Source organism: Parvibaculum indicum (genome assembly GCF_011762095.1).
Lineage (GTDB): Bacteria > Pseudomonadota > Alphaproteobacteria > Parvibaculales > Parvibaculaceae > Parvibaculum > Parvibaculum indicum.
The window spans coordinates 230652-255964 of record NZ_JAASQO010000002.1; the positions used below are offsets into that span (position 1 = coordinate 230652).

Consider the following 25313-nt stretch of genomic DNA (forward strand, 5'->3'; position numbering starts at 1 on the left):
GAGAATGGAAAAAATGACTGAAACGCTTGAATCCATCGCAGAAGCCATGGTCGCGCCGGGCAAGGGCATCCTTGCCGCCGACGAAAGCTCCGGCACGATCAAGAAGCGTTTCGACTCGATCAATCTCGAGTCGACCGAAGACAATCGCCGCGACTACCGCGAAATGCTGTTCCGCACCGAAGAGGCGATGAAGAACAACATTTCCGGCGTCATCCTTTATGACGAGACCATCCGCCAGAAGGCCAAGGACGGCACGCCGCTCGTGGACCTCATCAAGGCCGCGGGCTCCATTCCCGGCATCAAGGTCGATATGGGCGCCAAGGAAATGGCCGGCTTCCCCGGCGAGAAGATCACCGAAGGCCTCGACGGCCTGCGCGAGCGCCTGGCCGAATATTATGACCTCGGCGCCCGCTTCGCGAAATGGCGCGCCGTGATCGACATTGCCGACGGCATCCCGACGCAAGGCTGCATCGAAGCCAATGCCGAGGCGCTGGCGCGCTATGCCGCGCTCTGCCAGGAGCAGAAGATCGTGCCGATCGTCGAGCCGGAAGTGCTGATGGATGGCGGCCACGATATCGACCGCTGCGATGAAGTGACGGAAGCCGCGCTGCGCACCGTTTTCGCCCGCCTTGCCGCCCACCGCGTAAACCTCGAAGGCACCATCCTGAAGCCGAACATGGTGATCTCCGGCAAGAAATGCACAAAACAGGCCTCCGTCGAGGAAGTCGCCGCGCGCACCATCGCCTGCTTCAAGAAGGTCGTGCCGGCCGCGATCCCCGGCATCGTCTACCTCTCCGGCGGCCAGTCCGACGAAGACGCGACGGCGCATCTGAACGCGATGAACGCCATCGGCGGCTTCCCCTGGAAGATGTCCTTCTCCTATGGCCGCGCGCTCCAGCACGCCCCGCTCACCACCTGGGGCGGCAAGGCGGAAAACGTGGCCGCGGCCCAGGCCGCCTTCGCGCACCGCGCCAAGATGAACGGCCTTGCCACGCAGGCCGGCTGGAAAAAGGACCTTGAAAAGGCCGCCTGATCCGGCCTCGCCTGCCGAATACGAAACGCCCCGCCCTCACCGAGAGCGGGGCGTTTTCCGTTTCGGCCTCGACCGGCCTATTCCAGCGCGCCGGTTTCCGACAGGACGGAAAAGAGCCGCCTCAAATTCCTCAATTGCGGCTCCAGAACCGCGTCGGGATCGAAATCCTCGATGATCGTCTGCCTGATGCAGAGCCCGCCGCGCTTGTCCTCGACCACCACGCCCATCTCGATCATGGCGGCGACCTTACGGCGCACCGTCTCGCGCGGCAGGCCGGTGGAGCGTGACAGCGCCAGCCGGCTGATCGGCGTGTAGAGGGAGGAAGGGATCACCTCGTCGAAACTCGCATAGCGCGCGCGAAGTTCCGGATCGTTCATCACATGATGCTCATTGCGCGTCGAGATCGCGAGGAACAGGAGAGTCATTTCATAGTCGTTATTGAAACTGCCCTCCATCGTCTCGGCACACCGCAGAACGAATTCGGCAATGGAGTGAGCGATCAATCGGGAATAGGGCTCATAATTCACGGGCTTCTTCATAATATCAAAACACGCCTTTTCTACGCCTGCGACAGATAAAGGCACGGACCGCCGGACCGTCGCCAATAGCCAGCTACCCATTATGGGCAGTCTAGTGCTTCAAATATTCCGGATTCTTTGGCATCATCCAGATTGGTGGGTACTTGTCTTGTATCGGGTTGGGCTTCAATGGATATGGATACGCGGCGTGAGCCGCACAATGAACGGCCGCGGCCGGAAGAAGCCGGTCTCTCGTCGAATGCCCGAGGGCTGGTATATCGCGCCGGGCATGGTTCTCGGTCTCGTGTTCTGGGGTTTCGCGGTCTATGGCCTGCTCGATCTTCTGGATATCGTGAAAGGCTGACCCGCCCTCAAAACGGATGCAAGGGCCGCCGCTTCGCGTTAAAACCGGCGGCATGAGCTCCACAGAAGATAATTACCGCTGCCGCCTCTACCTCATCACGCCGCCCCGGCTTGAGCCGCGCGCCTTTGCCGATACGCTGCGCATGGCGCTGGACGGCGGCGACGTCGCCTGCCTGCAACTTCGCCTGAAGCGCGAGGACGAAACGCCGGAAAGCGACGACACGATCCGCCGCGCGGTCGAGGCGCTGATGCCCGTGGCGCAGGAACGCGATGTCGCCTTTCTGGTCAACGACCGGCCGGATATCGCCGCCGAGATGGGGGCCGACGGCACGCATATCGGTCAGGACGACATGCCTTATGCCGAGGCCCGCAAGCTGCTGGGCCCGGACCATATTGTCGGTGTGACCTGCCATGACAACCGCCACCTGGCCATGGAACTGGCCGAGGCGGGCGCGGATTACGTGGCTTTCGGCGCCTTTTATCCAACTGACACAAAAAACGCCAAGAGTGTCGCCGACCCTGAAATCCTGGCCTGGTGGTCGGAAGTGTTCGAAGTCCCCTGCGTGGCCATCGGCGGCATCAAGATCGACAACGCCGCGCCGCTGGTGCGGGCGGGCGCCGACTTCCTTGCCGTCTCCTCAGGCGTCTGGACCCATCCCGAAGGACCGGCGGCAGCCGTGCGCGCCTTCAACCATTTGATGAGCGAAGAGAGCGTGAGTTCATGATCCGGTTCCCCGTCCTGCTGCTGAGCGCTTCGGCCATCGTCTTCGGCGCGTCCATCGCCGCCCATGCCGACCTCTCCCCGCTTCGGCCCGAAACGAAGGGCGCGGCCCAGCCGGCCGAGGCCGAGGCCGGAGGCGCCATGAGCGCGGCCGTCGCCGCTTACAATGCCGCCGATTTCGAAAAGGCGCGCCGTCTGGCCGCGCCCCTCGCGGAAGGCGGAAACGTCAACGCCCAGCTCATGATGGGCGCGATCTACAACAACGGTCAGGGCGTGGACCGCGATCCGAAACAGGCGGAGCGCTGGTTCGGCATGGCCGCCGCGCAGGGCAATGCGAGCGCCCATTACGCGCTCGGTCTGCTGGAAATGGGCGGCATCGACGGCAAGGTCGATCTCGCCCGCGCACGAACCGAATTCGACGCCGCGGCCAGGGGCGGCCTCGCCCTTGCCCAGACCGAACTCGGCCTGATGAAACTGTCCGGCACGGGCGGCCCGCAGGATCTGGCGGGCGCGGCGGCGCTATTCCGCGAGGCCGGAAAAAACGGCGATCCCGCCGGCCACTACAATCTCGGTGTGCTCTATGCGACGGGCAAAGGCGTGACGAAAGACCTCGCCATGGCGGCGGCGAATTTCCAGGCGGCTTCCGACAAGGGACATCCCGAAGCCAGCTACCAATACGGCCTGATGCTGCAGGACGGCGTCGGCGTGCCGCAAAAAGACAAGACGGAAGCCGTGCAGCGCTTCGGCGCGGCCGCCAAGCGCGGCCTGCCCAAGGCCCAGACGGCGCTGGCCTTCGCCTATTACAGCGGCGAAGGCATCGCCAAGGACGAGACCAAGGCCGCCCAGTGGTTCACCGAGGCGGCCATTCGCGGCAATGCGCTGGCGCAGGACAGGCTGGCCCGGCTCTATTTTCTGGGTCAGGGCGTGAAACGCGATCTGGTCTCCGCCCTTCTCTGGCTCACGCTGGCCGAGCGCAACGGCCAGAAAGACGAGACGCTGCGTGCCGCCATGGCCCCCGACATCACCCCTGAGATCAAGGCGCAGGTGAAAGAGCAGATCGACAAGCTCGACAAGAACATGAAGGCCGCCCGCGACGCGGTCGTGCCCTCTCGATAACCGGCCCGATAGCGGGCAAAGCCGCTCCGGAAAGCCCCCGAAAAGCGCCGGCTGCCCTCCTTTTCGGGGAATCGGCCGCGCAATATCCCTGTCATTTGAGGCCGCCTGATGTTATCAGAGCGCGCATTGCGGCTTTGGAGCGCGAGGCCGGTCATGCAGGCGCCGCCCGAGACGACCCGGCGGCGACCATGATCTGCCTCCCCGGCCCGCCCGCCGCGCATTCATATTCTGAAGACCCCGGCCTCCCGGAGGCCGCAGAACCGAGAAGTTCAATCGCGATGAAGATCAACGGCAACGAAATCCGTCCCGGCAATGTGATCGAGCATGATGGCGGCCTCTGGGCGGCTGTGAAGGTCCAGCATGTGAAGCCCGGCAAGGGCGGCGCCTTTGCGCAGGTGGAACTGAAAAACCTCGTCGACGGCCGCAAGCTCAACGAACGCTTCCGCTCCGCCGAAACGGTCGAGCGTGTCCGCCTCGAACAGAAGGACTACACCTATCTCTATGAGAGCGACGGGATGCTGACCTTCATGGACGACGAGAGCTACGAGCAGATCGAGCTCCAGAAGGAATGGGTCGGCGAACGCGCCGCCTTCCTGCAGGACGGCATGAAGGTCACGGTGGAAAGCCATGAAGGCAAACCGCTCGGCATTTCCCTGCCCGACCAGGTGACGCTGGAAGTGGTGGAAACCGAACCCACGGTGAAGGGCCAGACGGCGGCCAGCTCCTACAAGCCTGCCATGCTGGAAAACGGCGTGCGCTGCATGGTGCCGCCTTTCGTCACCACCGGCGAAAAGATCGTCGTGGACACGAACGAAATCACCTATCTGCGCCGCGCCGACTGATTTCATTTCCCGCAAAAGAAAATCACATGTCGCGTCACAGCCCCGCCCTCACCGTCATGATCGCCGCCGCGCGCAAGGCCGCGCGCGGTCTCCAGCGCGATTTCGGCGAAGTCGAAAATCTTCAGGTGTCGCTGAAAGGCCCCGGGGATTTCGTTTCCAATGCCGACCGCAAGGCGGAAAAGATCCTGTTCGAGGAACTGTCCAAGGCCCGCCCGGGCTACGGCTTCCTGATGGAGGAAAGCGGCACCGTCGAAGGGCCCGATAAGTCGCATCGCTGGATCATCGATCCGCTGGACGGGACGACGAACTTCCTGCACGGCATCCCGATGTTCGCCATCTCCATCGGGCTGGAGCGCGACGGACAGATCGTGGCCGCGCTCGTCTATAATCCGGTCACGGATGAAATGTTCGTCGCCGAAAAGGGTGGCGGCGCCTTCCTGAACGACCGCCGTATCCGCGTTGCCTCGCGCCGCGATCTTGCACAGTCGGTTGTCTGCTGCGGCATTCCCCATCTGGGGCGCCCCGGCCATCGAGGTTTCCTGACCGAACTCTCCGCCGTGATGAACGAAGTGTCGGGCGTTCGCCGCACCGGCTCCGCGGCGCTGGACCTGGCTTACGTCGCCGCCGGCCGTTTCGACGCCTATTGGGAGGCCGCCCTTTCCGCCTGGGACATCGCAGCGGGTATTCTGCTGGTGCGCGAAGCGGGCGGTTTCGTCAGCGACATCGACGGGTCCGACCGCATGCTGACCACGGGCAACATCATCGCAGGCAACGACCAGCTCCGCAGCCAGCTCGAAAAACTGCTGAAAAAGGCACGCCGCGAAGGCTGACCCCGCCTTGTGCCCGCGCCGCCAAGCAGCGCCCGGCCCCGCCCTATTCTCGCCATAGAGCTGGGCGGAGATGGTTGCCGGGAGGAAATACCGGCCATGCGCGCACGCTTTTTATCTGTCACACACAAAATCCCCTTCGTTCTGGCGAGCGCCCTCCTCATCGCGCCGGCGGCGCCTTTATGGGCGACGCCGCTCGACACGGTAGAGGGCGTTCTGGACGGCACGCTCGCAAGAACGCCCGGCGACGGAGAAAGCGCGACACGGCAAGGCGTGCCCGCAATCCCGACGGTTCGCGAAAGCCCGATCGACCGGGTGCTCGACCGCAATTCTGTGCCGTCATCGCCTGCGAGCGCCAGCCGATCCGCCTCGCCCGCTCCATCCACGCCGCCGCGCACAAGCGCGCAGCCACGCCCCTGCGACCGCGCGGACGACACCGCCCCGTGCCGCACACCCGACACCTCGCTTGAGGCCGTTCTCCCCGGACGCCTGCTGCAGCGTGTCTACTTCATGCGGAACAGCGCCACGCTCGATGAAAGCGGCAAGCAGGATCTGGCAAATTTCGCCCGTCTCTACAGCCGCCGCATCGGCGATCTGGTTCTTGTCGGCGCCACGCAGAAAACGCCCGGCGATATGCCTGAAACCGATCAGCTCGGGCTGGAGCGCGCCCTGGCCGTGGAAACCGTTCTCCGGCAAAACGGCCTCGGCCCCTCCCGCCTGCGCGTGACGGAAGCCGCGGCGACCGAGGGCCGGACGGGCGACTATGTGGAAATCCGCCTTGATGGATACTGAGCGCGCGCCCTCATCTCCCCTGTTCGCCTCCGCCCCGTCGCGCTAGACTTCGCGCATGGGACGGGTGGTATCGAATGCCTTCGGATATGGCGGACGGAGCAGCAAGGCGGTGCTTTGCCTCATGGCGGGGTTGTGCCTCGCCCCGGGCGCGATGACCGCGCAGGCCGCCTCGGTCGACATGACCGCCGTTTCCGAGCCGCACGAAAAGCCCCTTCCGCCGCCCGCGCCGGTACTCGCCCGCATCCCCTTTACGGAAGGCGACGCGACCGTTTCCAGAAATGCGGAAACGCAGATCGTCGCTTTCGCGCATGACTTCCGGAAGAAGAGCGGCCGCCTCATGATCGTCGCCCATGCGGGTCCGCCGCGCGGCCAGGGCCTCGATGCGCGCCGCATCTCGCTCAAGCGCGCGCGCAAGGTGCGCGGCATACTCATCCGCGAAGGCATCGTGAAGGAACGCATCCTTGTGCGCGCGCTCGCAGGCGTGGAGGATAACGGCCCGACCGAGCGCGTCGACATCAACTACGCAGGCAGATAGCAGGAACGGACATGGCGAAAAGAGATGGCGGCGGTTTCGAACTGTCCAAACCCGGCCCCTACCTGACACGAATGTTGCTCTTTCTCGTGCTGGCGGGCTTTCTCGTCGTCATTCTGGCGCCGCAGATCGAGACGGCCTTCATGTCCAATCCGGGCCTGAACGGCCTGATCCTCGGCGTTCTCGTCATCGGCATCCTCTATGCGTTCCGGCAGGTGATGAGCCTCACCGACGAAGTACGATGGGTAAACGAGTTCCGCCGCAGCGATCCCGGTCTTGCGATTTCCTCCGCGCCGAAGCTCCTCGCCCCGATGGCGACCATGCTGGGCGAGCGCAAGGGCCGCATGACGCTCAACACCTCCTCCATGCGCTCCATTCTGGATTCGCTGGGCTCGCGCCTGGAAGAGCAGCGCGAGATTTCGCGCTACATGATCGGCCTGCTCGTCTTTCTGGGCCTCTTGGGCACCTTCTGGGGCCTGCTGACCACGGTGACCTCCGTGGCGGGCACCATCGGCAGCCTGAGCGTCGAATCCGCCGACCCCGCCGCCGTCTTCACCAATCTGAAGGCCGGTCTGGAAGGCCCGCTGAAGGGCATGGGGACGGCGTTTTCGTCCTCGCTTTTCGGCCTGTCCGGATCGCTGGTGCTGGGCTTTCTCGACCTGCAGGCGGGCCAGGCGCAGAACCGGTTCTACAACGAACTGGAGGAATGGCTTTCCACGGTCACCGATATCGCCCATGCCGGCGAGCTGGCCGGTGCCGGGGCCGCCGAGCGCCTCGAGGCCATCGAAAAGCTTCTGGAACAGGACGGCTCTCCGTCCGCGCAGGCGCTGATGGCGCTCGCCGGGCAGGTCACCGCGCTCACCGACCAGATGCGCAAGGAACAGGCCCTTCTCGAAGAGCTGACGAAGAAACTCGGCAAGACGGACTGAGCGCATGGCCATCGGCTCCAGAAAGATCAGGGGACGCGCCCCGAGCACCGACTACTGGCCCGGCTTCGTCGACGCCATGTCGAGCCTGCTGCTCGTCCTCATCTTCCTGCTGACGATCTTCATGATCACGCAGTTCTTCCTGACGCAGATCGTCTCCAACAAGGATTCCGCGCTCGACTATCTGAAGAACCAGATCGCCGAACTGACCAGCCAGCTCGCCGTGTCGAAACGCGAAAAGGCCGATTTGCAGTCGACCATCGCCTCGCTGCAGGCCTCTCTCTCCGCCGCCAATGAAGAGAAGGACCGCCTGTCCGGCAGGCTCGCCGAGGCGGAAGGGTCCGGCGACAAGGTATCGGCGCTGCAGGACAGGCTCGACGCCGAGAAGGAAATCTCCGACGACGCGCTCCGGCAGGTCGCCCTGCTCAACGAACAGATCGCCGCCATGCGCCACCAGCTGGCCCAGCTTCAGGCCGCGCTCGACGCAGCGGAGAAAAAGGACGAGGAATCCCAGGCGCAGATCGCCAATCTCGGCAAACGCCTCAATGCCGCGCTCGCCCAGAAGGTGCAGGAACTGGCCCGCTACCGCTCCGACTTCTTCGGCCGCCTGCGGGAAATTCTCGGCGACAGGAAAGACATCGAAGTGGTGGGCGACCGCTTCGTCATCCAGTCGGAAATCTTCTTCGATTCAGGTTCGGCCGATCTGAGCCCGGAAGGAAACCGCGAACTGACGCAGATCGCCGACGCGGTGAAGCAGATCGCAAGGGAAATCCCCGCCGACATCCCCTGGGTGCTGCGCGTGGACGGCCACACCGACGCCAACCCGATCAACACGCCGGAATTTCCCTCCAACTGGGAACTCTCCGCCGCGCGCGCGCTGGAAGTGGTCCACCTGCTGGAAAACGAAGGCGTTCCGCCCAAGCGGCTCGTCGCCGCCGGCTTCGGCGAATACCAGCCGCTGGTGACGGGCACCTCGCCCGACGCCGACCGGCGCAACCGCCGCATCGAGTTCAAGCTGACGGAACGGTGAGCGGCCCGGGGCACCCTTCTCGTGTCATTGCGAGGAGCAAAGCGACGACGCAATCCAGCGCTTCACCCTATCGCCTCTGGATTGCTTCGCTTCGCTCGCAATGACGAGCATAAAACACCTCAATAGGCCTTCATCTCAGTGTTCTGCTTGCAGGCGAGGATCTTCGGCTCGAATACCGCGCCGATGAGCATTTGATCCTTGTAGCCCGCCGCGACCGAAAGACCGGAAATCTGCTCGCCCTTGTCGAGATAGATCGTTCCGGCCTTGCCGCCGCCTTCCATTGCAGGTTCGACGCGCACCACCTGGCCCGGCGACGGCGCCTCGGGATCGCCGGCATGTTCCATGAACATGACGAGATCGGGATGCGCGCCGATGAGCAGCGTACCGTCCGGCAAGACGTCGATATTGTCCGTGCCCGTTCCGAGCCGGGCGAAATCGAACGCCTCCAGCGACCCGCTTTGAGGCTCGCGCTTGTAGACATGCAACGCCGCCTCCATGGTCGTCGTCACATAGATCCGCATCCCGTCCGGGCTCACATTGATGCCGTTGGGATAGCCCAGCGTTCCGGCGGCGACCCGCATCTCGCTGCCGTCGTAATAGACGACATTGCCGTTCCGCAGCAGCAGGAAGTCGTCCACCATCTTGCCGGTGGGCGAAGACGTCCCGTGATCGTTGGTCGCATAGAAGCTGTCGGGGCCGACCGCGACCACATCGTTGGGAGAGACGAGAAGCGAGCTGCGCACGGTCTGCGCAAGCGTGAGCTGGTTGTCGTCGCCGATGTCGTAGATGAGGATTTCGCTGGCCGCGCTGGCCGGATGATTGACGACGAAGAGCCGCCGTATTCCGGCCGCGTCTTCATAGAGCGATATGCCGTGAGGACGGAAACTCTCCGGCGCGCGAGGCGTCGCGGGACGAAGGCCCCAATCCTCGCGCGGCCCCTTCAGGTCGATGAGATAGATCCCGCCGCGCACGGCATCGCTGCCCTCGCCGCCCGCCATGACGGCCCGCCGGTCATAGGCGGACACGAAAGCCACGCCGCGTTCGGTATCCACCGCGATGTCTTCCGGCCCCGGCACGGAGCGGATTTCATGGCAATCGGCGGCGACTTCCGTCTTGATCTCGGTGAAATAGCCCGCGGCCGACAGAAAGCGCCAGGTCAGCACACTGCCGATAAACACCACCGCGAATACGGCCAGACCCGAATACACCAGCCATCTGGGCATCCGCCCCTCCCCTGTTGGTCTCATTGTCCGTTTGGTCTCTATTGCGCGATCGCTGCGGCCTGCAGCGCCTCGACGGATCCCCCTGCAAATTGCAGCCTGGCGAGCCTCCCGTAAAGCCCGCCATTGGAAACGAGTTCCTTGTGGGTGCCCGTTTCGACCACCCGGCCGTTTTCCATGACGATAATCCGGTCGGCCTTGAGCACGGTGGCGAGCCGGTGCGCGATGACCAGCGTCGTGCGGTTCTGCATCAGCTCTTCAAGGGCGGCCTGCACGAGATGCTCGCTCTCGCTGTCGAGCGCGCTCGTCGCCTCGTCGAGCAGCAGCACCGGCGCGTCGCGCAGGATGGCGCGCGCAATGGCGATACGCTGGCGCTGCCCGCCGGACAGCGTCACGCCCCGCTCGCCCACATGGGTGTCGTAGCCCTTGGGCAGCGCTTCGGCGAATTCGGCGATCCGGGCCGCCTGCGCCGCCGCGCGCACTTCCGCGTCGCTCGCTTCCGGGCGGCCGTAACGGATGTTCTCGGCGACCGTCGTGCCGAACATCACCGTGTCCTGCGGCACCACGGCCAGATGCTTGCGCACTTCTTCCGGATCTGCTTCCGCCAGATCGATGCCGTCCAGCATCACCCTGCCCGATTGCGGGTCGTAGAAACGCAGGAGGAGCTGGAAGACGGTACTCTTGCCCGCGCCGGACGGGCCCACCAGCGCCACCGTCTCGCCGGGCGTTATATCCAACGAGAATTCGTGCAGCGCGGAGAAATCGGGCCGCGTCGGATAGGAGAAGGTCACCTTGTCGAAGCCGATGGCACCCGCCACGCGGCTCGGCAGCGCCCTGGGGTTCGCCGGAGCCTGAATTTCAGGCTCCACATGCAGCAGTTCCACCAGACGCTCCGTCGCGCCCGCCGCCATCTGCATGTCGCCCCATACCTCGGAGAGCGAGGCGAGCGAGGTCGCCGCGAACAGCGCATAGAGGATGAATTCGGCGAGATTGCCGCCCGTCATCGTGCCTTCCAGCACGGCCTTGGCGCCGAGCCAGAGCACCACCACCACGCTCGACATGCCGAGGAAAAAGATCAGCGCCGTCAGCACGGCCCGCGCCGTGATGCGCCCGCGCGCGGCATTGAAGGTCCGCTCCACCGTCTCGGAGAACCGCTCGATCTCGATCTTTTCATGCGTGAAGGCCTGCACGGTCTGCACCGCGTTGAGGCTTTCGGTGCCGAAGGCGCTCGAATCCGCCAGCCGGTCCTGGCTGTCGCGCGAAAGCCGCCGGACCCAGCGCCCCAGCAGGATGAGGGGCAACATGATCGCGGGGATGGCGAAAAGCACGTAAAGCGACAGGCGCGGGCTCGTATAGACCATCATCGACACTGCGCCGATAAAGAGGAAGAGATTGCGCAGCGCCACCGAGGCCGACGATCCCACCACCTGCTTGATGAGCGTGGTGTCGGCGGTGAGACGCGACAGCACCTCGCCCGTCCGCGTCATCTCGAAAAAGGCGGGCGACAGGCGCAGCACATGCGCATAGACCGCGCTGCGGATATCGGCCACCACGCGCTCGCCGAGCCAGCTCACGAAGAAGAAACGCGAGGCCGACGACACCCCCAGTACCGCCGCGACCCCGATCAGCGCCAGAAAATACTGGTCGATCAGCGAGGCATCCTCGGCATTGAAGCCGTGATCGATGATGCGGCCCGTGGCCAGCGGAAAGGCGAGCGTGGCCAGCGTCGCGCCCATCAGGGAGATCAGCGCCATCAGCAGCATGCCCTTGTAGCGCCCCAGAAACGGCCTGAGCTTGCCGATGGGTCCCACACCGCGCGCCGGCGCGCGGCGCAGGGCCTCTTCCTCAATGGCTTCGGCGACGGTATTGGCTGACCTGCTCATCGATGGACCTGGAAACTGTTGGCAAAAAGGGCCGGTCCGGGCAAAGGGCTTCCTGCCGAAAGCGGGCCCGCGGCATGTTCCGGTGAGGTTGTATATCAACCCGTTGGACAGCCAACAATCTGAGGCGGCCCGCCCGCGCCGATATGTCCCGCCCCCGGCAATTACAAATGCGTAAGGAAACCGCCGGAAAGGCGTGCCAAACCCCTTGCACGGGGCGGGGCTCTTCGTTATAAGCCCCCATTCCGGCAGCGCGGGCGATGAGCCGTCGCGCGCCGGCATCCGCGACATTCAAGCCCTTCAGGAAGGCGCGAGCCATGAAGAAAGACATTCATCCCGAGTACCACGTCATCAACGTGGCCATGACCGACGGGACCACCTTCCAGACCCGCAGCACCTGGGGCGCGGAAGGCGACACGATGACCCTCGATATCGACCCGACCACCCATCCGGCCTGGACGGGCGGCTCGGCGCAGCTCGTCGACCGTGGCGGTCGTGTGAGCCGCTTCAAGAAGAAGTTCGACTTCATCAAGTAAGGCGATATCGCCCGAACGACGCGAAAAAGCCCCGCTTTCCATATGGAAGGCGGGGCTTTCGTTTTGTCCGATGGAAGAATGCGGCGCCTATTCGGGAACCGGAAAGCGCAGCACGTTCTCCTGGAAGAAATCTTCGGCCCGGCGGATCTGATCGGCCACGGGATTGGCCGCGCGCGACCGCGTCTGCACGCCCCGCCTCAACTGATCGTCCAGCCTTTCCACCCGCTCGTAAAGCCGCTCGGACCGCTCGACGAGTTCGAGGAAAGCCTCCGGCAGGCCCGGCGTCTCCTTCATGGAGGCCGTATCGGCCAGTTCCCTGGCCGAGAGCCGGTAACGCTCGTCCTCGGCCTCTTCCGGCGACACTTCGGCGCTCACCACGGCCTTGCGGATCAGGAGCCAGGCGGCCACCTGCATCAGCCTGGTGGTCAGGCGCATGCTCTCCGTCGCATAGGCAAGCGAGGCATGACGGTTCAGATAGCGCGCCGCCTCCCGTCCATCCCCGTCCAGATAGGCCGAGGTCTGTTCCACCAGCAACATTCCCTCTTCATAGGTCCGCTCGAAGAGCTCGCGCTGCATGGTCGCCGCCAGCCCGGTGCCGGGCTCTGCGAAAACGATTTCGTCGGGATTTTCATTTCTTGTCATTGCCATCTCCCACCCTGTCGGGTGGTCCATCTCGAAACAACCTGACGGACAGGCATCAAGAGCCATGCCAGCGCAGGCTGTGCCGCAACGGGCCATAAACAGGGGGATGAGGCCGAAACCTACCCGGAAAAGGCGCCCGGACAAAGACGCCTGGACAAAAAAGAGCCGCGGCGAACCGCGGCTCAAGTTAAAACAGGGAGGCGTCAAACAGAGTGGATAGGAGCCACTCAAAATCCAGATGGCTGGATTTACGCAAGGTCACCCTAGCAACCTCTTACTAACAGAAGCTTACCCTTGTGGCAATTTGCCGCAAGGGCGGAAGCCGGATTTTTACCCGATAACGGACAAATAAATCGTTTTATTCCAATGAGTTACGTCATTGCCTACTTTTTGAACAGCGCTTCCGCCTCCGACCGGCTTCCCCGCTTGCTATCCAGAAAATTGCGCACACGCTCGATTTCACCTTCCAGCGCCGTGATTCGTTCCTGAAGCTCCTCGATGCCGAGAAGGCTCAGATCCTCTTTCAGAAATGCGCTCAGCGACGCGGCCCGCTGACGGCGAGGTTCGTTGTCGTCATCCATCGTTCTCGTCCTCTCATTTCCGGACATCTCTCGTCTCACGCCCAGTGTGAAAGCGGCGGTCTTGACCTGCAAGCGGGGCGCGCGGATTGTCCGGTATCCGACCCATTCCCCTTCAGGAGCCCCCCATGCCAGACGCCCTTCCCGCCCGGATGACCGCCATCGCCATCAAGGAGCCCGGCGGCCCCGACATGCTGGTGCCCGCCGAGATCGACCGCCCGGAGCCGGGCCATGGCGAAATCCTGATCCGGGTCGGCGCGGCCGGCGTGAACCGGCCCGACGTCATCCAGCGTCAGGGCTTCTACCCCGCCCCGCCCGGCGCGCCGGAAACCCCCGGCCTGGAAGTCGCCGGCGAAGTGGTGGCGACGGGCCCCGGCGTCACCGCCTGGAAGACGGGCGATCGCGTCTGCGCGCTGGTAGGCGGCGGCGGCTATGCCGAATATTGCCTGGCCCATGAAAGCCACGCCCTGCCCGTACCCGCCGGGTTCGGCCTGACCGAGGCGGCGGCCCTGCCGGAAACCTTCTTCACCGTCTGGACCAATGTCTTCGAGCGCGGTGCGCTGAAGGCGGGCGAAACCTTCCTCGTCCATGGCGGCACCAGCGGCATCGGCACCACCGCCATCCAGCTCGCCTCGCTGATGGGCGCCCGCGTCTTCGCCACGGCGGGCTCGCCCGAAAAATGCGAGGCCTGCCTGAAACTCGGCGCGGAAGCCGCCATCGACTACAAGACCCAGGATTTCGTGGCAGAAACGAAGTCCCTCACCGGAGGGCGCGGCGTCGATGTGATCCTCGACATGGTGGGCGGGGACTATATTCCCCGTAATATCAAATCCGCGGCCCAGGACGGCCGGATCGTCTCCATCGCCTTCCTGAACGGCTCCACGGCGGAAGTGAACTTCATGCCGATCATGCTGAAACGGCTGACGCTGACGGGCTCCACGCTGCGCGCCCGGGGCATCGAGGAAAAAGCGGCCATCGCCGCCGCGCTGCGGGAAAAGGTCTGGCCGCTGCTGGAGGCGGGCCGGGCAAAACCCGTCATCGACGCGACTTTCCCCCTCCGGGACGCCGCAAAGGCCCATGAACGCATGGAATCCAGCGCCCATATCGGCAAGCTCATGCTCACATTGGAGTGAGCAAGGCCCGGATCGGGCTTTCATTGGAAGCCGTTTGAAATTATATAAGCGGCATACCCACTCAATTCTCGATCAGGAGAAAAGGGGTCATCCGGCTGAAACCCGGGTGAACCAGAGGAGATGATATGACCCAGCCGCTTATGCCGAAGGCGACCGCCGTCTGGCTCGTCGAAAACACCGCGCTGACCTTCGACCAGATCGCGGAATGTTGCGGCCTCCACGTGCTCGAAGTGAAGGGCATCGCCGATGGCGACGTCGCCGCGGGCATCAAGGGCATGGACCCCGTGGCCGCCGGCCAGCTCACCCGCGCGGAAATCGAGCGCTGCCAGAACGACACCGACGCCCGCCTCAAGGCGGCGGAGAGCAAGCACAAGCTGCCGCCGGTCGTCGCCCGCAAGGGCCCGCGCTACACGCCCGTCTCCCGCCGTCAGGACCGCCCGGACGCGATCGCCTGGCTACTGCGCTACCATCCGGAACTTTCCGATGCGCAGGTCGGCAAGCTCGTCGGCACCACCAAGCCGACCATTCAGAGCGTGCGCGACCGCAGCCACTGGAACTCCGCCAACATCAAGCCGGTCGATCCGGTGACGCTGGGCCTGTGCTCGCAGATCGAACTCGACGAAGCGGTGCAGAAAGCGGCGAAGAAGCTGGAGCGCGAGCGCAAGAAGCTCGGCCTCAGCGAAGACGACACCACGCTGCTGCCGACCAGCGAGACCGCCGGCCGGCCGGCCGATCCCTATCCGGCCGAACTGGAAGCGGAAGCCGGCGAGCCGCCCGTTCCCGCCCAGCAGGACGAAGAGAAGGAAAGGGAATACGACCCCGACAGCGTCTTCGCCAAGCTCAAGGATGTGAAGACCGACGAGGACGAAGACGAGAGCAAAGAATAATCCTCGGCCCGTCCATCTGAATTCCTCCCCCTTGAAGGGGGAGGGTTGGGAGGGGGTGGAGCGACATCGTTGAACGTCTGCGTCAGGCTTTCGTGGCCTCCCCCCCACCCGGAAATTCGCCAGCGAATTTCCGACCTCCCCTCAAGGGGGAGGTAGAGGAAAGACAACTCTTCCCAACTCGACGTTCTATTCCGGACCCGGATTTTTCTTGCCTGTCAGCGCGTCGGCCTTCGACGTGCCTTCCATCGTGTAATTGAGAGCCAGACGCCCGCCATCGGCGTAGATCGTCTGCCCCGTCACATAGCTCGACGCCGCCGAGGCGAGGAAAACGGCGACCGACGCCACCTCGTCCGGCTGCCCGATGCGGCCCAGCGGGGTACGCGACAGGATGACGTCTTTCGCCCGCTTGTCGTCGTTGACGCTGGCCAGCATGTCGGTCTGGATACTGCCCGGCCCGATGGCGTTGACGCGGATGCCGTGCGGCGCAAGCGAGATCGCCATGGTTTCGGTGAGTTGCCTGATCCCGCCCTTCGACGCGGCATAGGCCGCCTGGCTTGGAATGGCGACGACCGCGTTCACCGAAGACATATTGATGATGGTGCCGGGCTCGCCGCCCTCTTCCACCTGCGCCACCATTTGCTGCGCCACCGTCTGGCCGACCAGAAACGCACCCTTGAGATTGGTCCGGACGACCTTGTCGAAGCTCTCTTCTTCCAGCGTCAGGAAGTCCCCGCCCAGCGCAATGCCGGCATTGTTGACGAGAATGTCGACGCGGCCCCATCTGTCCGTCGTCGCATAGACCATGTTGCGCACATCGAGCCGCTCGCCGACATCGCAATAGGCAAACGCCGCCTCGCCGCCGCGGCCGACGATTTCTTCCGCCGCCGCTTCGCCGTCTTCTTCCTCGATATCGGCGATCATCACCTTCGCGCCCTGATCGGCGAATGCCCGCGCGACGGCCTTGCCGATCCCGCGCGCACCGCCCGTCACGATCGCAACCTTGTCCAGAAGAATATCGGTCGCCGTCATGGCCTGTTCCCGCCCGATTGTTTCGCCAACTCAGCCGGTCTGTTTCAACCCGGCATCGCCAAGCACCATGGCGATCTCGTCCAGAATCGCCGGATCGTCGATGGTGGCGGGCATGGCCCAGTCCTGCCCGTCCGCGATCTTGCGCATCGTGCCGCGCAGCACCTTGCCCGAGCGCGTCTTGGGCAGGCGCTGCACCACCATCGCCTTCTTGAAGGAGGCCACCGCGCCGATCCGGTCGCGAATGATGGCGACGGCTTCTTTCTCCACCTCCTCTGCGGGCCGGTTTACCCCCGAATTCAGCACGAGGAAGCCCACCGGCACCTGGCCCTTGGTGGCGTCGGCAATACCGATCACGGCACATTCGGCGACATCGGGCAGCTCCGCCAGCACTTCCTCCATGCCGCCGGTGGAAAGCCTGTGCCCCGCCACGTTGATGATGTCGTCGGTGCGGCTCATCACGAAGAGATAGCCGTCCTCATCCAGATAGCCCGCATCCGCCGTCTTGTAGTAGCCCGGATAGTCTGCGAGATAGGCCTCGCGGAAGCCGTCGTCGTTTTCCCACAAGGTCGGCAGGCATCCAGGTGGCAAAGGCAGCTTCACCACGATGGCGCCCGTCGCGTTCGGCGCGACCTGCTTGTTCGCCTCGTCCACCACATGGATTTCATAGCCCGGCATGGCGACGGAAGGCGAACCGTATTTGACGGGCAGCCTTTCGAGCCCGACGGGATTGGCCGCGATGGGCCAGCCCGTTTCCGTCTGCCACCAATGGTCGATCACCGGCACATTGAGCATACGCTCCGCCCACTGAATGGTGTCGGGATCGGCGCGCTCGCCCGCCAGGAACAGCGTATCGAGCGAGGAAAGATCGTATTTGCCGATGAACTCGCCCTTCGGGTCTTCCTTCTTGATCGCGCGGAAGGCGGTCGGCGCGGTGAAGAGCGCTTTCACGCCATGATCCGCGATGACGCGCCAGAAGGTGCCCGCATCGGGCGTGCCGACGGGCTTGCCCTCGAAGAGAATGGTGGTGGCGCCATGCAACAGCGGCGCATAGACGATATAGGAATGGCCGACCACCCAGCCGACGTCCGACGCCGCCCAGAACACATCGCCCGGATCGACGCCATAGACGTTTTTCATCGTCCATTTGAGCGCGACCATGTGCCCGCCATTGTCGCGCACCACGCCTTTCGGCTTGCCGGTCGTGCCCGAGGTGTAGAGCACGTAGAGCGGATCGGTCGCATCGAGCGGCACGCAATCGGGCTTGTTGCCCGCCGCCGCGGCCTTCTCCATCTCCGCCTTCCAGTCGAAATCGCGCCCCTCGACCATGGAGGCCTCTTCCATCTCGCGCTGGAAGACGATGCAGGCCTCGGGCTTGTGCGACGCCATGTCGATGGCGCGGTCGAGCAGCGGCTTGTAGGCGATGACGCGGCCCGGCTCGAGCCCGCAGGAGGCGGAGACGATGAGTTTGGGCTTGGCATCGTCGATGCGCGTCGCCAGCTCCTTCGCCGCGAAGCCGCCGAACACCACGGAATGGACGGCCCCGAGACGGGCACAGGCGAGCATCGCCACTGCGGCCTGCGGCACCATGGGCATATAGACGATGACGCGGTCGCCCTTGCCGACGCCCTTGCTCTGGAGAACGCCGGCGAAGGTCGCGACCTTCTCCGTCAGTTCCGCATAGGTGAATTTCTTCACCTTGCCCATCATCGCGGAATCGTAGATGAGCGCGAGACGGTCGCCATGGCCGGCTTCCACATGCCGATCGAGCGCATTCCAGCAAGTGTTGCAGCTTGCCCCCGCATACCAGTCCGCAAGCCCGCCCTCGCGCATTTCGCGGACCTTCCCGACCGGCGTGAACCAGTCGATCTCGCCCGCGGCATCGCGCCAGAAGCCCTCCGGATCGGTCTGCCAGTTACGATAGGTTTCGGCATAGCTGCTCATGAGGACACTCCCGGCAAAATGGGCCTTTACGGCGCTCGTTACGTTTGGAAGGAGCCTATACCGGCCCGGCGGCAATCAAAAGTGTGCCGGACGGCTGCGCCGACCGCCAATTCCCGCTAGAACAGCGGCCATGATTACCGATCCCTGGTTCTATGCCGCCGCCATTCCCGCCATCCTGATCGTCGGTCTCTCCAAGGGAGGGTTCGCGGGCGGGCTCGGCATTCTCGGCGTGCCGCTCATGGCGCTTGCCGTGCCGCCGCTTCAGGCGGCGGGCATCATGCTGCCCATCCTCTGTGCGATGGACGTGATCGGCATCTGGGCCTATCGGCACAGCTTCGACCGGCACAATCTGAAGATCCTCGTACCCGGCGCAATCGCGGGCATTCTCATTGCCGCCTTTACCGCGCGCTATCTGTCGGAAGCCGTGATCCTGCTGCTGGTGGGCGGCATCGCCGTCGTCTTCACGCTCGACCACTGGATCGGGCGGCGCGCCTTGCAGGCGCCCAAGCCGAGGCACACGCTGAAGGGCTCTTTCTGGGGCAGCGTGGTGGGCTTTACGAGCTTCATCGCCCATGCGGGCGGCCCGCCCTATCAGATCTATATGCTGCCGCAGAAGCCCGACAAGAAAATCTATGTCGGCACCAGCGTCTTCTTTTTCTGGCTGGTGAACCTCTTCAAACTGCCGCCCTATGCCTATCTGGGCGAACTGTCGCTCGGCAATCTGGCCACCTCCGCCGTGCTGCTGCCGCTCGCGCCCATCGGCATGCTGCTCGGCATCAAGGCGCTGCATGTGATCCCGGAAAAGCCGTTCTACCGGCTGGCCTATATCCTGGTGTTTCTGGTGGGGCTGAAGCTGCTCTGGGACGGCGCCTCGGCGTTTCTGGCCTGATCCGCCACCCCCGAAATACAAAAGCGCCGGGCAACATGCCCGGCGCTCCCATCGATCCGTTTGCGCCGACGATCAGGCGGCCGTTTCGGTGCCTAATCGTTCGATTTCCTCTTTGAGTTTGAGCTTTTTCTTCTTGAGTTCAGCGATATGGAGATCGTCGCTGCTGGAATGCATCAGCTCGCTGTTGATCTCCTCTTCCAGGGCCTTGTGTCGATCACGAAGTTCGGCAATGTGAGAATCCAGTGCCATATTGCGACCTACCTTTCGTTACGCTGGAGGGGCAAAAATTCTGACTCCTTTTGCCGCCCCTGTCGAACGGTGCCGCAAAAAAGCTGTGGATTATTCCGGCCGATTTAACGTAAGTATTTGAAATATGAGCAGAAAGCCGAAATCCGGAGAAACGGGCTCCATAACATCGGGCCCCGCGCCGCAAGGCCCGCCCCGGCGCCTCATCGTCGGCATCTCGGGCGCGTCCGGCGTGGCCTACGGCATCCGCCTTCTCCAGATGCTGAACGCGCTCGATGTCGAGCCGCATCTCGTCATGTCGAAGGCGGCCGAAATGACCATCGGCTATGAAACGAACCTCGCCCCGAAGGATGTCGAAAAGCTCGCTCATACTGTCTACCGGCAGGACGATGTGGGCGCGGCCATTTCCTCCGGCTCCTTCAAGACCATGGGCATGGTCGTCGCGCCCTGCTCGATCCGCTCCATGTCCGAAATCGCAACGGGCGTGACCTCCTCCCTCCTGACCCGCTCGGCGGATGTGGTGCTGAAGGAGCGGCGGAAGCTCGTGCTGATGGTGCGCGAGACGCCGCTTCATACCGGCCATCTGCGCTCCATGACGCAGCTTTCGGAAATGGGCGCCATCATCGCCCCGCCCGTGCCGGCCTTCTACGCCAATCCCGAAACGGTGGACGACATCGTTACCCAGTCCGCCGCCCGGGTGCTGGATCTTTTCGGCCTGGAAGCCGACGAGACCAAACGCTGGGGCGAGGATCTGACAGGCGGCAGGCGCCGTCCCGTATCCCGCGGCAGGAAGCCGTCCTGACCGCTCACCTCGGCGCGAAGGCGGCATCCAGCAGGAGCTGAAACAGCCTCTCCCGCGTTGCGCCCAGCGCCATGCCCTTATCCGCCAGATAGGCCTGAAGATTGCGCAGCGCCGTCCCGCGCGCGCCCGCCGCGCCGCCCGCCGCGCCGCCCGCCGGCGCACCCTGCTCGCGCAAGGCCGCCTCCAGAGCGTCCTGCATGGCGAATTCCGCCTCGAGCTCCAGCGCCTTCACCTTTTCGCGAAGATCGGCCACCGCCTCGTCCGGCAACATGGTCTTGAGCCCGCGCCGCGCCCGGCGCAGCGGCGACACCGCCTCCTGCGACCAGCGCCCGGCAATGCGCCCGAAGACCCCGAACGCCTCCTCGTCGAAGGCCGGATAGCCCTGCGCGGCCGCGAACAGGCAGAACAGGACGAGATTGACCTCCAGCCCGTGCTCGTCCTGCAGCGTCAAAAGGGCATGTTCCACGCCGGGGCGGCCGTAAAAGGCCGATGAAAAATGCCGGAACCGGTCTGCCTCGTTCATGACGTCATGCTCCGTTTTCCGTCCGGCCTTCCCGCGAAGCGCGCTTGTTCCCTCATACCATGTAGGGGTATGAAACGTGTTGCAATCGTCGCCCCTCTCGCATGGCCGGCCGGATGACCGAACAGGATGAAGAAAATCTGCGCAACGAACTGGCGCAACTGAAGATGGAACATCGCGACCTCGACGATGCGATCCTGGCGCTCGAAACGCTGCCGCTTCCCGACCAGCTTCAGGTCAAGCGGCTGAAAAAGCGCAAACTCGTCCTGCGCGACCGCATTCAGGAAATCGACGACATTCTCTTCCCCGACATCATCGCCTGAAATCTTCGGCGAACGGGCGGATCAGCGGCCCTCGCCGGTTTCGTCCAGCCGCTTCTTGTCGCGATACATCTGCGCGTCCGCCCGGGAAAGCGCCGTATCCGGACTGTCCTCGCCGCCGAACGCCGTTGCGCCGACGGACACCGATACCGGAATGGCGACGCCCTCATATTCGAAGGGCTCCGCGCCGATCAGCTCCTTCAGCTCGCGCGCCTTGGCCTGCGTGCTTTTTTCATCCGTATGCACAAGAAGAACGGCGATCTCGTCGCCCCCCAGCCGCCCCATGATGTCGGTGTCCCTGATATGGGCCGCCGTCCGCGAGGCCACGAATTTCAGCACGCCGTCTCCGGCCGCATGGCCATGGATGTCGTTGATTTCCTTGAAACGGTCGATGTCGAGATAGACGATCCCCGCCGTCTCGCCATAGCGCCTGCCCATGGCCACGACGCGGCCGATCTCCCGGACGAAGGCCCGGCGGTTCAGCACCGGGATCAGCGGATCGTGATCGGCCAGATGTTCCGCCTCGCGCAAGCGCTTCTGGATTTCCTTCACGTTGCGGCGAAGCTGATCGACTTCCTGCATGAGGCCCATCAGGGCATCGCGCACATTGGGGGTGAGCTCTTCCTCGGGAATGCCCAGCACCCGGGCGCTGTCTTCCACATGGCGCACGGAAGCCGCCAGCCCATCGCCGCCCGCTCCGACCGAAGCGGCGCTGCGCGCGCGTGACGTTGTCGGCCGGATTGACCCTATGCCGCCCAGTTTCATCGCCGTGCCTCCGAGCCCCTATGATGGCCTGCAATCTCCTGAAAATGCCACTTCTGATCGCACATTTCCATAATTCCAGTGGGGTGAAACCTCCAGCCCGGTCCGAATCTTGTCAAAGGCGTCTCCATGCCTATACTCCCCGCCTTTCCGCGCGGCCAATCGGCGGCCGCCAGCGCAACGGACAGAAAATGGCTGCATCGGGCTCCACAGACAAAGATCCGGCCGAAAGCCCCCTTGTCGGGATCATCATGGGCAGCCAGTCCGACTGGCCGACCATGAAACACGCCGCCGACATTCTGGAGGCGCTCGGCATCTCCCACGAGGCCCGGATCGTCTCCGCGCACCGGACCCCCGACCGCATGTACGACTATGCCCGCACGGCGCGGGACCGCGGTCTCAAGGTCATCATAGCGGGCGCGGGCGGCGCTGCCCACCTGCCTGGCATGACGGCCTCACTCACGCCGCTGCCCGTTTTCGGCGTGCCGGTGCAAAGCCGCGCGCTGTCGGGCCAGGACAGCCTCCTGTCCATCGTGCAGATGCCAGGCGGCATTCCCGTCGGCACGCTGGCCATCGGCGATGCGGGCGCGAAGAACGCCGCCCTGCTGGCCGCCGCCGTGCTGGCGCTGAACGACGACGCCCTGGCGGCCCGCCTCGACGCCTACCGGGCCAAACAGTCGGCATCCATCGGCGACGCACCGGCCTGAGCCATGAACCGCACCGTCAACGCTTCGGCAGGAGAACCGGTCGCCCCGGGCGGCTGCATCGGCATTCTGGGCGGCGGCCAGCTCGGCCGCATGCTCGCCACCGCCGCCGCCGAACTGGGCCTGACCGCGCATGTCTATTGCCCGGACGAGAACTCTCCCGCCTTCGACGTGGCCGCTGAAAAGACCGTCGCCGCCTATGACGATGCGGACGCGCTTGCCCGCTTTGCCGACAATGTCGATGCGGTGACCTACGAGTTCGAGAACGTGCCCGCCGAAACGGTCCGTATCCTGACCGAACACGCGCCCGTGCGCCCCGGCGCGCAGGCGCTGGCGACCGCGCAGGACCGGCTGGCGGAAAAGACCTTCATCGCCGAACAGGGCATCCGCACCGCGCCCTTCCGGGCCGTGGACGATGCGGCGGGCCTTGCGCAGGCCATCGCCGATCTCGGTACGCCCGCCATCCTGAAGACGCGCCGTTTCGGCTATGACGGCAAGGGCCAGACCCGGATCGAAGCCGATACCGCGCCGCAAGCCGCCCTCGACGAGATTGGCAACGCCCCGGCCATTCTGGAAGGCTTCGTGCCCTTCGAGCGGGAAATCTCCGTCATCGTCGCCCGCGGGCAGGACGGCGCCATCGCCGCCTACGACCCGGTGGAGAACATCCACAAGAACCATATTCTGGACCGGAGCTTTGCCCCGGCCGCGCTGACGCCCGGGATCGCCGCCGAGGCCATCGAGATCGCCTCGACCATCGTACGCGAGCTGGACTATGTGGGCGTGATGGGCGTGGAGCTTTTCCTCCTCCCCGAAAGCGCCGGCAATGAGAACCGGCTGCTGGTCAACGAGATCGCGCCCCGCGTCCATAATTCCGGCCACTGGACCATGGATGCCTGTCTTGTGAGCCAGTTCGAGCAGCATGTCCGGGCGATTTGCGGCTGGCCGCTGGGCAGCGCCGCGCGCCATAGCGACGCGGTGATGACGAACCTCATCGGCGAGGATGCCGCCGACTGGACGACGCTTGCCGCCGAGCCCGGCTGCGCCATCCACCTTTATGGAAAGACGGAAATCCGCACGGGCCGGAAAATGGGCCACGTCACCCGCCTGTTCCCGATCGGGGAACTTCCGGTAACCCGGAATTAACCTCGCTTTTCCAATGTAGTTTTTCGGTCCCGGATCGGGATGCCAATAAACACGCACAACCTGCGCGAGTTTCGCAGGAATGGCGGGGTGACGGGCGGTGGTATATGCCCATTTGAAGGGAAAAAGGGACGCCGACTTCAACGCCTTCATGGCGGAATATGCGCCCTATGAAGCTGGCAGCACCGCCGCGCCCGTCTTCGATACGCCGGCCTTTCAAACCCTGATGGAGTGCTGGCGCGAGAGCGCCGGGGAAGACATTCTCCCCGACGGAAGCCGGCTCCCGCTTTCCAAACTGGCCCCCTGGATGCCGGATATGAGCAAGCTGACGGTGGAAGGGCCCTTCAATATCCGCTACCGGCTGGTCGGCACACGCGCCTGCGAACGTCTGGGCATGGACCCGACCGGGCAGAATCTCTACGACATGATGGACCCGTCCATCCGCGACACCATCGCCCGAAGTTTCGCCGAAATGGTGACGCGCCCCTGCGGCTTTTACGGACGCTATGAAAACGTGAACACCGCCGGGCGGCGCAGCGCGATCCAGAGCCTCTACCTGCCGCTGAAGCCCCTGCCGGACGGCACGCCGAAGATCATCGGCATGCATGCGCCCGGCGAGATGATCGACTATGGCAGCCCGGCGGAAAGCGCGTCCATCGCCACCGCGATCACGGATTTCACCTGGATCGATCTTGGTTTCGGCGCGCCCTGTTAGGGCCCGCCCGGCGGATCATCCGCGCGGGCCGGGATAGCGCAAGCGCCCCATCAGCCCGACGGGATCGGGCAGCTTCTCCGCAAGGCCACGCAGGCCCGCCTTGGCCTTTTCGATCCGCATGACATCCTCGATGCGGCGGTCGAGAAACGCCCATGTGCCGGTAAAGCCGTCCGTTTCGTCGCCCAGCCAGTGCAACGTCACTGCCGAATAGACGGCGGCCAGCGTCGCGCGCTTCGTATAGAAATTGAAGTCCGTGGAACTGTCGCCCGTCGCCCGCCAGATGGCATCGACGGTGCGATAAAGCGAGCGCGGCCCCAGCGTGCCCGCGACCGGCAGCGCGGCATAGGTCACGGCGCGGCGAAGCGCCTCGCGATACGCCGCATCCGCCTCGATACGGGTTCTGACGGCGAGCGTAATCTTCTCGCGTATCTTCATATTGTCGAGGCCGCGCCCGGCCAGCATCTCCGCCATGCGGCGGTCGCCATCGGCCAGGAAATAGTCGATGAGGTCGTTCACGCCGCCGGGAAAGGCCACGCGCATCGCCTCATGGCCGATCCCGGCCTCCGCCGCCGCATGGCGCATGACGGCGGGCGTCCACCCGTCAAAGGCCACATGCGGCAGGGCCGCCTTCAATATGGCGGCGCGGTTCTTGTCTTTTTTGGTCATCTT

At 64.4% G+C, this 25313-nt stretch carries 30 protein-coding genes; 19 read left to right on the forward strand and 11 right to left on the reverse strand.

All coding sequences use genetic code 11. From position 1 onward, the window contains the following. The first annotated feature begins 13 nt into the window (after positions 1–13). Entirely contained in the window at positions 14–1033 is a 1020-nt protein-coding gene (locus tag FHS78_RS03755; protein WP_167090473.1) for a class I fructose-bisphosphate aldolase, read from the forward strand. 77 nt (positions 1034–1110) lie between these two features. Here the strand turns inward: FHS78_RS03755 and FHS78_RS03760 are convergent, their stop codons facing one another. Next, entirely contained in the window at positions 1111–1572 is a 462-nt protein-coding gene (locus FHS78_RS03760) for a hypothetical protein (RefSeq protein WP_167090475.1), read from the reverse strand. Positions 1573–1759: 187 nt separating this feature from the next. Here FHS78_RS03760 and FHS78_RS03765 point away from each other — a divergent pair, with 187 nt between their 5' ends. The 9 genes from FHS78_RS03765 to FHS78_RS03805 all read left to right on the forward strand — a co-directional run bounded on the left by FHS78_RS03765 (position 1760) and on the right by FHS78_RS03805 (position 8700). Then, positions 1760–1915 (forward strand): hypothetical protein, encoded by a 156-nt coding sequence (locus FHS78_RS03765; RefSeq protein ID WP_167090477.1) that lies wholly within the window; start codon positions 1760–1762, stop codon positions 1913–1915. Between the two features lie 52 nt (positions 1916–1967). Then, positions 1968–2639 carry a thiamine phosphate synthase gene (thiE, locus tag FHS78_RS03770; RefSeq protein WP_167090479.1) on the forward strand — a complete coding sequence of 224 codons (672 nt, stop codon included), beginning with the start codon at positions 1968–1970 and terminating at the stop codon, positions 2637–2639. After that, positions 2636–3751 (forward strand): tetratricopeptide repeat protein, encoded by a 1116-nt coding sequence (locus FHS78_RS03775; RefSeq protein WP_167090481.1) that lies wholly within the window; start codon positions 2636–2638, stop codon positions 3749–3751. Before thiE ends, FHS78_RS03775 begins: the two co-directional genes overlap by 4 nt. 278 nt (positions 3752–4029) lie before the next feature. Then, the gene (gene efp, locus FHS78_RS03780; RefSeq protein WP_167090483.1) at positions 4030–4593 is read left to right on the forward strand and encodes an elongation factor P; all 564 of its coding nucleotides are present in this window, start codon (positions 4030–4032) and stop codon (positions 4591–4593) included. 26 nt (positions 4594–4619) lie between these two features. Continuing rightward, positions 4620–5423, forward strand: a complete 804-nt coding sequence (locus FHS78_RS03785; RefSeq protein WP_167090485.1) for an inositol monophosphatase family protein — start codon at positions 4620–4622, stop codon at positions 5421–5423. A gap of 96 nt (positions 5424–5519) precedes the next feature. Continuing rightward, on the forward strand, positions 5520–6212 hold the full coding sequence (locus tag FHS78_RS03790) for an OmpA family protein (RefSeq protein WP_167090487.1): 693 nt from the start codon (positions 5520–5522) through the stop codon (positions 6210–6212). Positions 6213–6267: 55 nt separating this feature from the next. Beyond that, on the forward strand, positions 6268–6747 hold the full coding sequence (locus FHS78_RS03795) for an OmpA family protein (RefSeq protein ID WP_167090489.1): 480 nt from the start codon (positions 6268–6270) through the stop codon (positions 6745–6747). 11 nt (positions 6748–6758) lie between these two features. Beyond that, positions 6759–7673 (forward strand): flagellar motor protein MotA, encoded by a 915-nt coding sequence (locus FHS78_RS03800; RefSeq protein WP_167090491.1) that lies wholly within the window; start codon positions 6759–6761, stop codon positions 7671–7673. 4 nt (positions 7674–7677) lie between these two features. Next, positions 7678–8700, forward strand: coding sequence for a peptidoglycan -binding protein (locus FHS78_RS03805; RefSeq protein ID WP_167090493.1), 1023 nt, complete (start codon positions 7678–7680; stop codon positions 8698–8700). 119 nt (positions 8701–8819) lie between these two features. Here FHS78_RS03805 and FHS78_RS03810 read toward each other — a convergent pair whose 3' ends face one another. Next, complete coding sequence (locus FHS78_RS03810; protein WP_167090495.1) at positions 8820–9923, reverse strand: SMP-30/gluconolactonase/LRE family protein; 1104 nt, start codon at positions 9921–9923, stop codon at positions 8820–8822. 38 nt (positions 9924–9961) lie between these two features. Continuing rightward, the gene (locus tag FHS78_RS03815; RefSeq protein ID WP_167090497.1) at positions 9962–11803 is read right to left on the reverse strand and encodes an ABC transporter transmembrane domain-containing protein; all 1842 of its coding nucleotides are present in this window, start codon (positions 11801–11803) and stop codon (positions 9962–9964) included. A 314-nt stretch (positions 11804–12117) separates the two neighbouring features. On the opposite strand from FHS78_RS03815, the gene rpmE reads away from it, so the two are divergent. After that, positions 12118–12336, forward strand: coding sequence for a 50S ribosomal protein L31 (gene rpmE, locus FHS78_RS03820; protein WP_167090499.1), 219 nt, complete (start codon positions 12118–12120; stop codon positions 12334–12336). 87 nt (positions 12337–12423) lie between these two features. On the opposite strand, the gene rcdA is transcribed toward rpmE, so the two are convergent. Continuing rightward, entirely contained in the window at positions 12424–12978 is a 555-nt protein-coding gene (gene rcdA, locus FHS78_RS03825) for a protease adaptor protein RcdA (RefSeq protein WP_205305177.1), read from the reverse strand. A gap of 383 nt (positions 12979–13361) precedes the next feature. Then, positions 13362–13559 carry a DUF1192 domain-containing protein gene (locus FHS78_RS03830; RefSeq protein WP_167090500.1) on the reverse strand — a complete coding sequence of 66 codons (198 nt, stop codon included), beginning with the start codon at positions 13557–13559 and terminating at the stop codon, positions 13362–13364. A gap of 125 nt (positions 13560–13684) precedes the next feature. Between FHS78_RS03830 and FHS78_RS03835 the strand changes: the two genes are divergently transcribed. Continuing rightward, a complete protein-coding gene (locus FHS78_RS03835; protein WP_167090502.1) occupies positions 13685–14689 on the forward strand; it encodes an NAD(P)H-quinone oxidoreductase in 1005 nt (334 codons plus the stop codon). 125 nt (positions 14690–14814) lie between these two features. Beyond that, positions 14815–15576 carry a DUF1013 domain-containing protein gene (locus FHS78_RS03840; protein WP_167090504.1) on the forward strand — a complete coding sequence of 254 codons (762 nt, stop codon included), beginning with the start codon at positions 14815–14817 and terminating at the stop codon, positions 15574–15576. A gap of 186 nt (positions 15577–15762) precedes the next feature. On the opposite strand, the gene FHS78_RS03845 is transcribed toward FHS78_RS03840, so the two are convergent. Together FHS78_RS03845 and FHS78_RS03850 are read right to left on the reverse strand one after the other, a co-directional pair. Beyond that, complete coding sequence (locus tag FHS78_RS03845) at positions 15763–16605, reverse strand: SDR family NAD(P)-dependent oxidoreductase (RefSeq protein WP_167090506.1); 843 nt, start codon at positions 16603–16605, stop codon at positions 15763–15765. A 30-nt stretch (positions 16606–16635) separates the two neighbouring features. Further along, positions 16636–18546, reverse strand: coding sequence for a propionyl-CoA synthetase (locus tag FHS78_RS03850; RefSeq protein WP_167090508.1), 1911 nt, complete (start codon positions 18544–18546; stop codon positions 16636–16638). Between the two features lie 130 nt (positions 18547–18676). Here FHS78_RS03850 and FHS78_RS03855 point away from each other — a divergent pair, with 130 nt between their 5' ends. After that, positions 18677–19435, forward strand: coding sequence for a sulfite exporter TauE/SafE family protein (locus FHS78_RS03855; RefSeq protein ID WP_167090510.1), 759 nt, complete (start codon positions 18677–18679; stop codon positions 19433–19435). Positions 19436–19507: 72 nt separating this feature from the next. Here the strand turns inward: FHS78_RS03855 and FHS78_RS03860 are convergent, their stop codons facing one another. Then, entirely contained in the window at positions 19508–19684 is a 177-nt protein-coding gene (locus FHS78_RS03860) for a DUF465 domain-containing protein (RefSeq protein WP_167090512.1), read from the reverse strand. Positions 19685–19808: 124 nt separating this feature from the next. On the opposite strand from FHS78_RS03860, the gene FHS78_RS03865 reads away from it, so the two are divergent. Then, positions 19809–20483: a UbiX family flavin prenyltransferase gene (locus tag FHS78_RS03865; protein WP_167090514.1), complete on the forward strand. Its 675-nt coding sequence runs from the start codon at positions 19809–19811 to the stop codon at positions 20481–20483. 4 nt (positions 20484–20487) lie between these two features. Here FHS78_RS03865 and FHS78_RS03870 read toward each other — a convergent pair whose 3' ends face one another. Then, on the reverse strand, positions 20488–21006 hold the full coding sequence (locus FHS78_RS03870; protein WP_167090516.1) for a TIGR02444 family protein: 519 nt from the start codon (positions 21004–21006) through the stop codon (positions 20488–20490). A gap of 113 nt (positions 21007–21119) precedes the next feature. On the opposite strand from FHS78_RS03870, the gene FHS78_RS03875 reads away from it, so the two are divergent. Further along, positions 21120–21326: a YdcH family protein gene (locus FHS78_RS03875; RefSeq protein ID WP_167090518.1), complete on the forward strand. Its 207-nt coding sequence runs from the start codon at positions 21120–21122 to the stop codon at positions 21324–21326. Positions 21327–21347: 21 nt separating this feature from the next. On the opposite strand, the gene FHS78_RS03880 is transcribed toward FHS78_RS03875, so the two are convergent. Then, positions 21348–22088, reverse strand: a complete 741-nt coding sequence (locus tag FHS78_RS03880; RefSeq protein WP_167090520.1) for a GGDEF domain-containing protein — start codon at positions 22086–22088, stop codon at positions 21348–21350. 188 nt (positions 22089–22276) lie between these two features. On the opposite strand from FHS78_RS03880, the gene purE reads away from it, so the two are divergent. From purE to FHS78_RS03895, 3 genes are all read left to right on the forward strand, one after another. Beyond that, on the forward strand, positions 22277–22792 hold the full coding sequence (gene purE, locus FHS78_RS03885) for a 5-(carboxyamino)imidazole ribonucleotide mutase (protein ID WP_167090523.1): 516 nt from the start codon (positions 22277–22279) through the stop codon (positions 22790–22792). 3 nt (positions 22793–22795) lie between these two features. Continuing rightward, positions 22796–23932, forward strand: coding sequence for a 5-(carboxyamino)imidazole ribonucleotide synthase (locus tag FHS78_RS03890; RefSeq protein WP_167090525.1), 1137 nt, complete (start codon positions 22796–22798; stop codon positions 23930–23932). A 112-nt stretch (positions 23933–24044) separates the two neighbouring features. Further along, positions 24045–24644, forward strand: coding sequence for a PAS domain-containing protein (locus FHS78_RS03895; protein WP_167090527.1), 600 nt, complete (start codon positions 24045–24047; stop codon positions 24642–24644). Positions 24645–24659: 15 nt separating this feature from the next. On the opposite strand, the gene FHS78_RS03900 is transcribed toward FHS78_RS03895, so the two are convergent. Then, positions 24660–25310: a COQ9 family protein gene (locus tag FHS78_RS03900; protein ID WP_167090529.1), complete on the reverse strand. Its 651-nt coding sequence runs from the start codon at positions 25308–25310 to the stop codon at positions 24660–24662. Positions 25311–25313: the final 3 nt, after the last annotated feature.

Bases quoted from the DNA above. Each gene is read 5' to 3' on its own strand.
- FHS78_RS03835 (WP_167090502.1), top strand. From the start codon at position 13,685: ATGCCAGACGCCCTTCCCGCCCGGATGACCGCCATCGCCATCAAGGAG.
- rpmE (WP_167090499.1), top strand. From the start codon at position 12,118: ATGAAGAAAGACATTCATCCCGAGTACCACGTCATCAACGTGGCCATG.
- FHS78_RS03840 (WP_167090504.1), top strand. From the start codon at position 14,815: ATGACCCAGCCGCTTATGCCGAAGGCGACCGCCGTCTGGCTCGTCGAA.
- FHS78_RS03900 (WP_167090529.1), bottom strand. From the start codon at position 25,310: ATGACCAAAAAAGACAAGAACCGCGCCGCCATATTGAAGGCGGCCCTG.
- FHS78_RS03890 (WP_167090525.1), top strand. From the start codon at position 22,796: ATGAACCGCACCGTCAACGCTTCGGCAGGAGAACCGGTCGCCCCGGGC.
- FHS78_RS03800 (WP_167090491.1), top strand. From the start codon at position 6,759: ATGGCGAAAAGAGATGGCGGCGGTTTCGAACTGTCCAAACCCGGCCCC.
- FHS78_RS03760 (WP_167090475.1), bottom strand. From the start codon at position 1,572: ATGAAGAAGCCCGTGAATTATGAGCCCTATTCCCGATTGATCGCTCAC.
- rcdA (WP_205305177.1), bottom strand. From the start codon at position 12,978: ATGACAAGAAATGAAAATCCCGACGAAATCGTTTTCGCAGAGCCCGGC.
- thiE (WP_167090479.1), top strand. From the start codon at position 1,968: ATGAGCTCCACAGAAGATAATTACCGCTGCCGCCTCTACCTCATCACG.
- FHS78_RS03865 (WP_167090514.1), top strand. From the start codon at position 19,809: ATGAGCAGAAAGCCGAAATCCGGAGAAACGGGCTCCATAACATCGGGC.
- FHS78_RS03855 (WP_167090510.1), top strand. From the start codon at position 18,677: ATGATTACCGATCCCTGGTTCTATGCCGCCGCCATTCCCGCCATCCTG.
- FHS78_RS03860 (WP_167090512.1), bottom strand. From the start codon at position 19,684: ATGGCACTGGATTCTCACATTGCCGAACTTCGTGATCGACACAAGGCC.
- FHS78_RS03880 (WP_167090520.1), bottom strand. From the start codon at position 22,088: ATGAAACTGGGCGGCATAGGGTCAATCCGGCCGACAACGTCACGCGCG.
- FHS78_RS03845 (WP_167090506.1), bottom strand. From the start codon at position 16,605: ATGACGGCGACCGATATTCTTCTGGACAAGGTTGCGATCGTGACGGGC.
- FHS78_RS03785 (WP_167090485.1), top strand. From the start codon at position 4,620: ATGTCGCGTCACAGCCCCGCCCTCACCGTCATGATCGCCGCCGCGCGC.
- FHS78_RS03795 (WP_167090489.1), top strand. From the start codon at position 6,268: ATGGGACGGGTGGTATCGAATGCCTTCGGATATGGCGGACGGAGCAGC.
- FHS78_RS03775 (WP_167090481.1), top strand. From the start codon at position 2,636: ATGATCCGGTTCCCCGTCCTGCTGCTGAGCGCTTCGGCCATCGTCTTC.
- purE (WP_167090523.1), top strand. From the start codon at position 22,277: ATGGCTGCATCGGGCTCCACAGACAAAGATCCGGCCGAAAGCCCCCTT.
- FHS78_RS03850 (WP_167090508.1), bottom strand. From the start codon at position 18,546: ATGAGCAGCTATGCCGAAACCTATCGTAACTGGCAGACCGATCCGGAG.
- FHS78_RS03870 (WP_167090516.1), bottom strand. From the start codon at position 21,006: ATGAACGAGGCAGACCGGTTCCGGCATTTTTCATCGGCCTTTTACGGC.
- FHS78_RS03805 (WP_167090493.1), top strand. From the start codon at position 7,678: ATGGCCATCGGCTCCAGAAAGATCAGGGGACGCGCCCCGAGCACCGAC.
- FHS78_RS03815 (WP_167090497.1), bottom strand. From the start codon at position 11,803: ATGAGCAGGTCAGCCAATACCGTCGCCGAAGCCATTGAGGAAGAGGCC.
- FHS78_RS03790 (WP_167090487.1), top strand. From the start codon at position 5,520: ATGCGCGCACGCTTTTTATCTGTCACACACAAAATCCCCTTCGTTCTG.
- FHS78_RS03810 (WP_167090495.1), bottom strand. From the start codon at position 9,923: ATGCCCAGATGGCTGGTGTATTCGGGTCTGGCCGTATTCGCGGTGGTG.
- FHS78_RS03755 (WP_167090473.1), top strand. From the start codon at position 14: ATGACTGAAACGCTTGAATCCATCGCAGAAGCCATGGTCGCGCCGGGC.
- FHS78_RS03830 (WP_167090500.1), bottom strand. From the start codon at position 13,559: ATGGATGACGACAACGAACCTCGCCGTCAGCGGGCCGCGTCGCTGAGC.
- FHS78_RS03875 (WP_167090518.1), top strand. From the start codon at position 21,120: ATGACCGAACAGGATGAAGAAAATCTGCGCAACGAACTGGCGCAACTG.
- efp (WP_167090483.1), top strand. From the start codon at position 4,030: ATGAAGATCAACGGCAACGAAATCCGTCCCGGCAATGTGATCGAGCAT.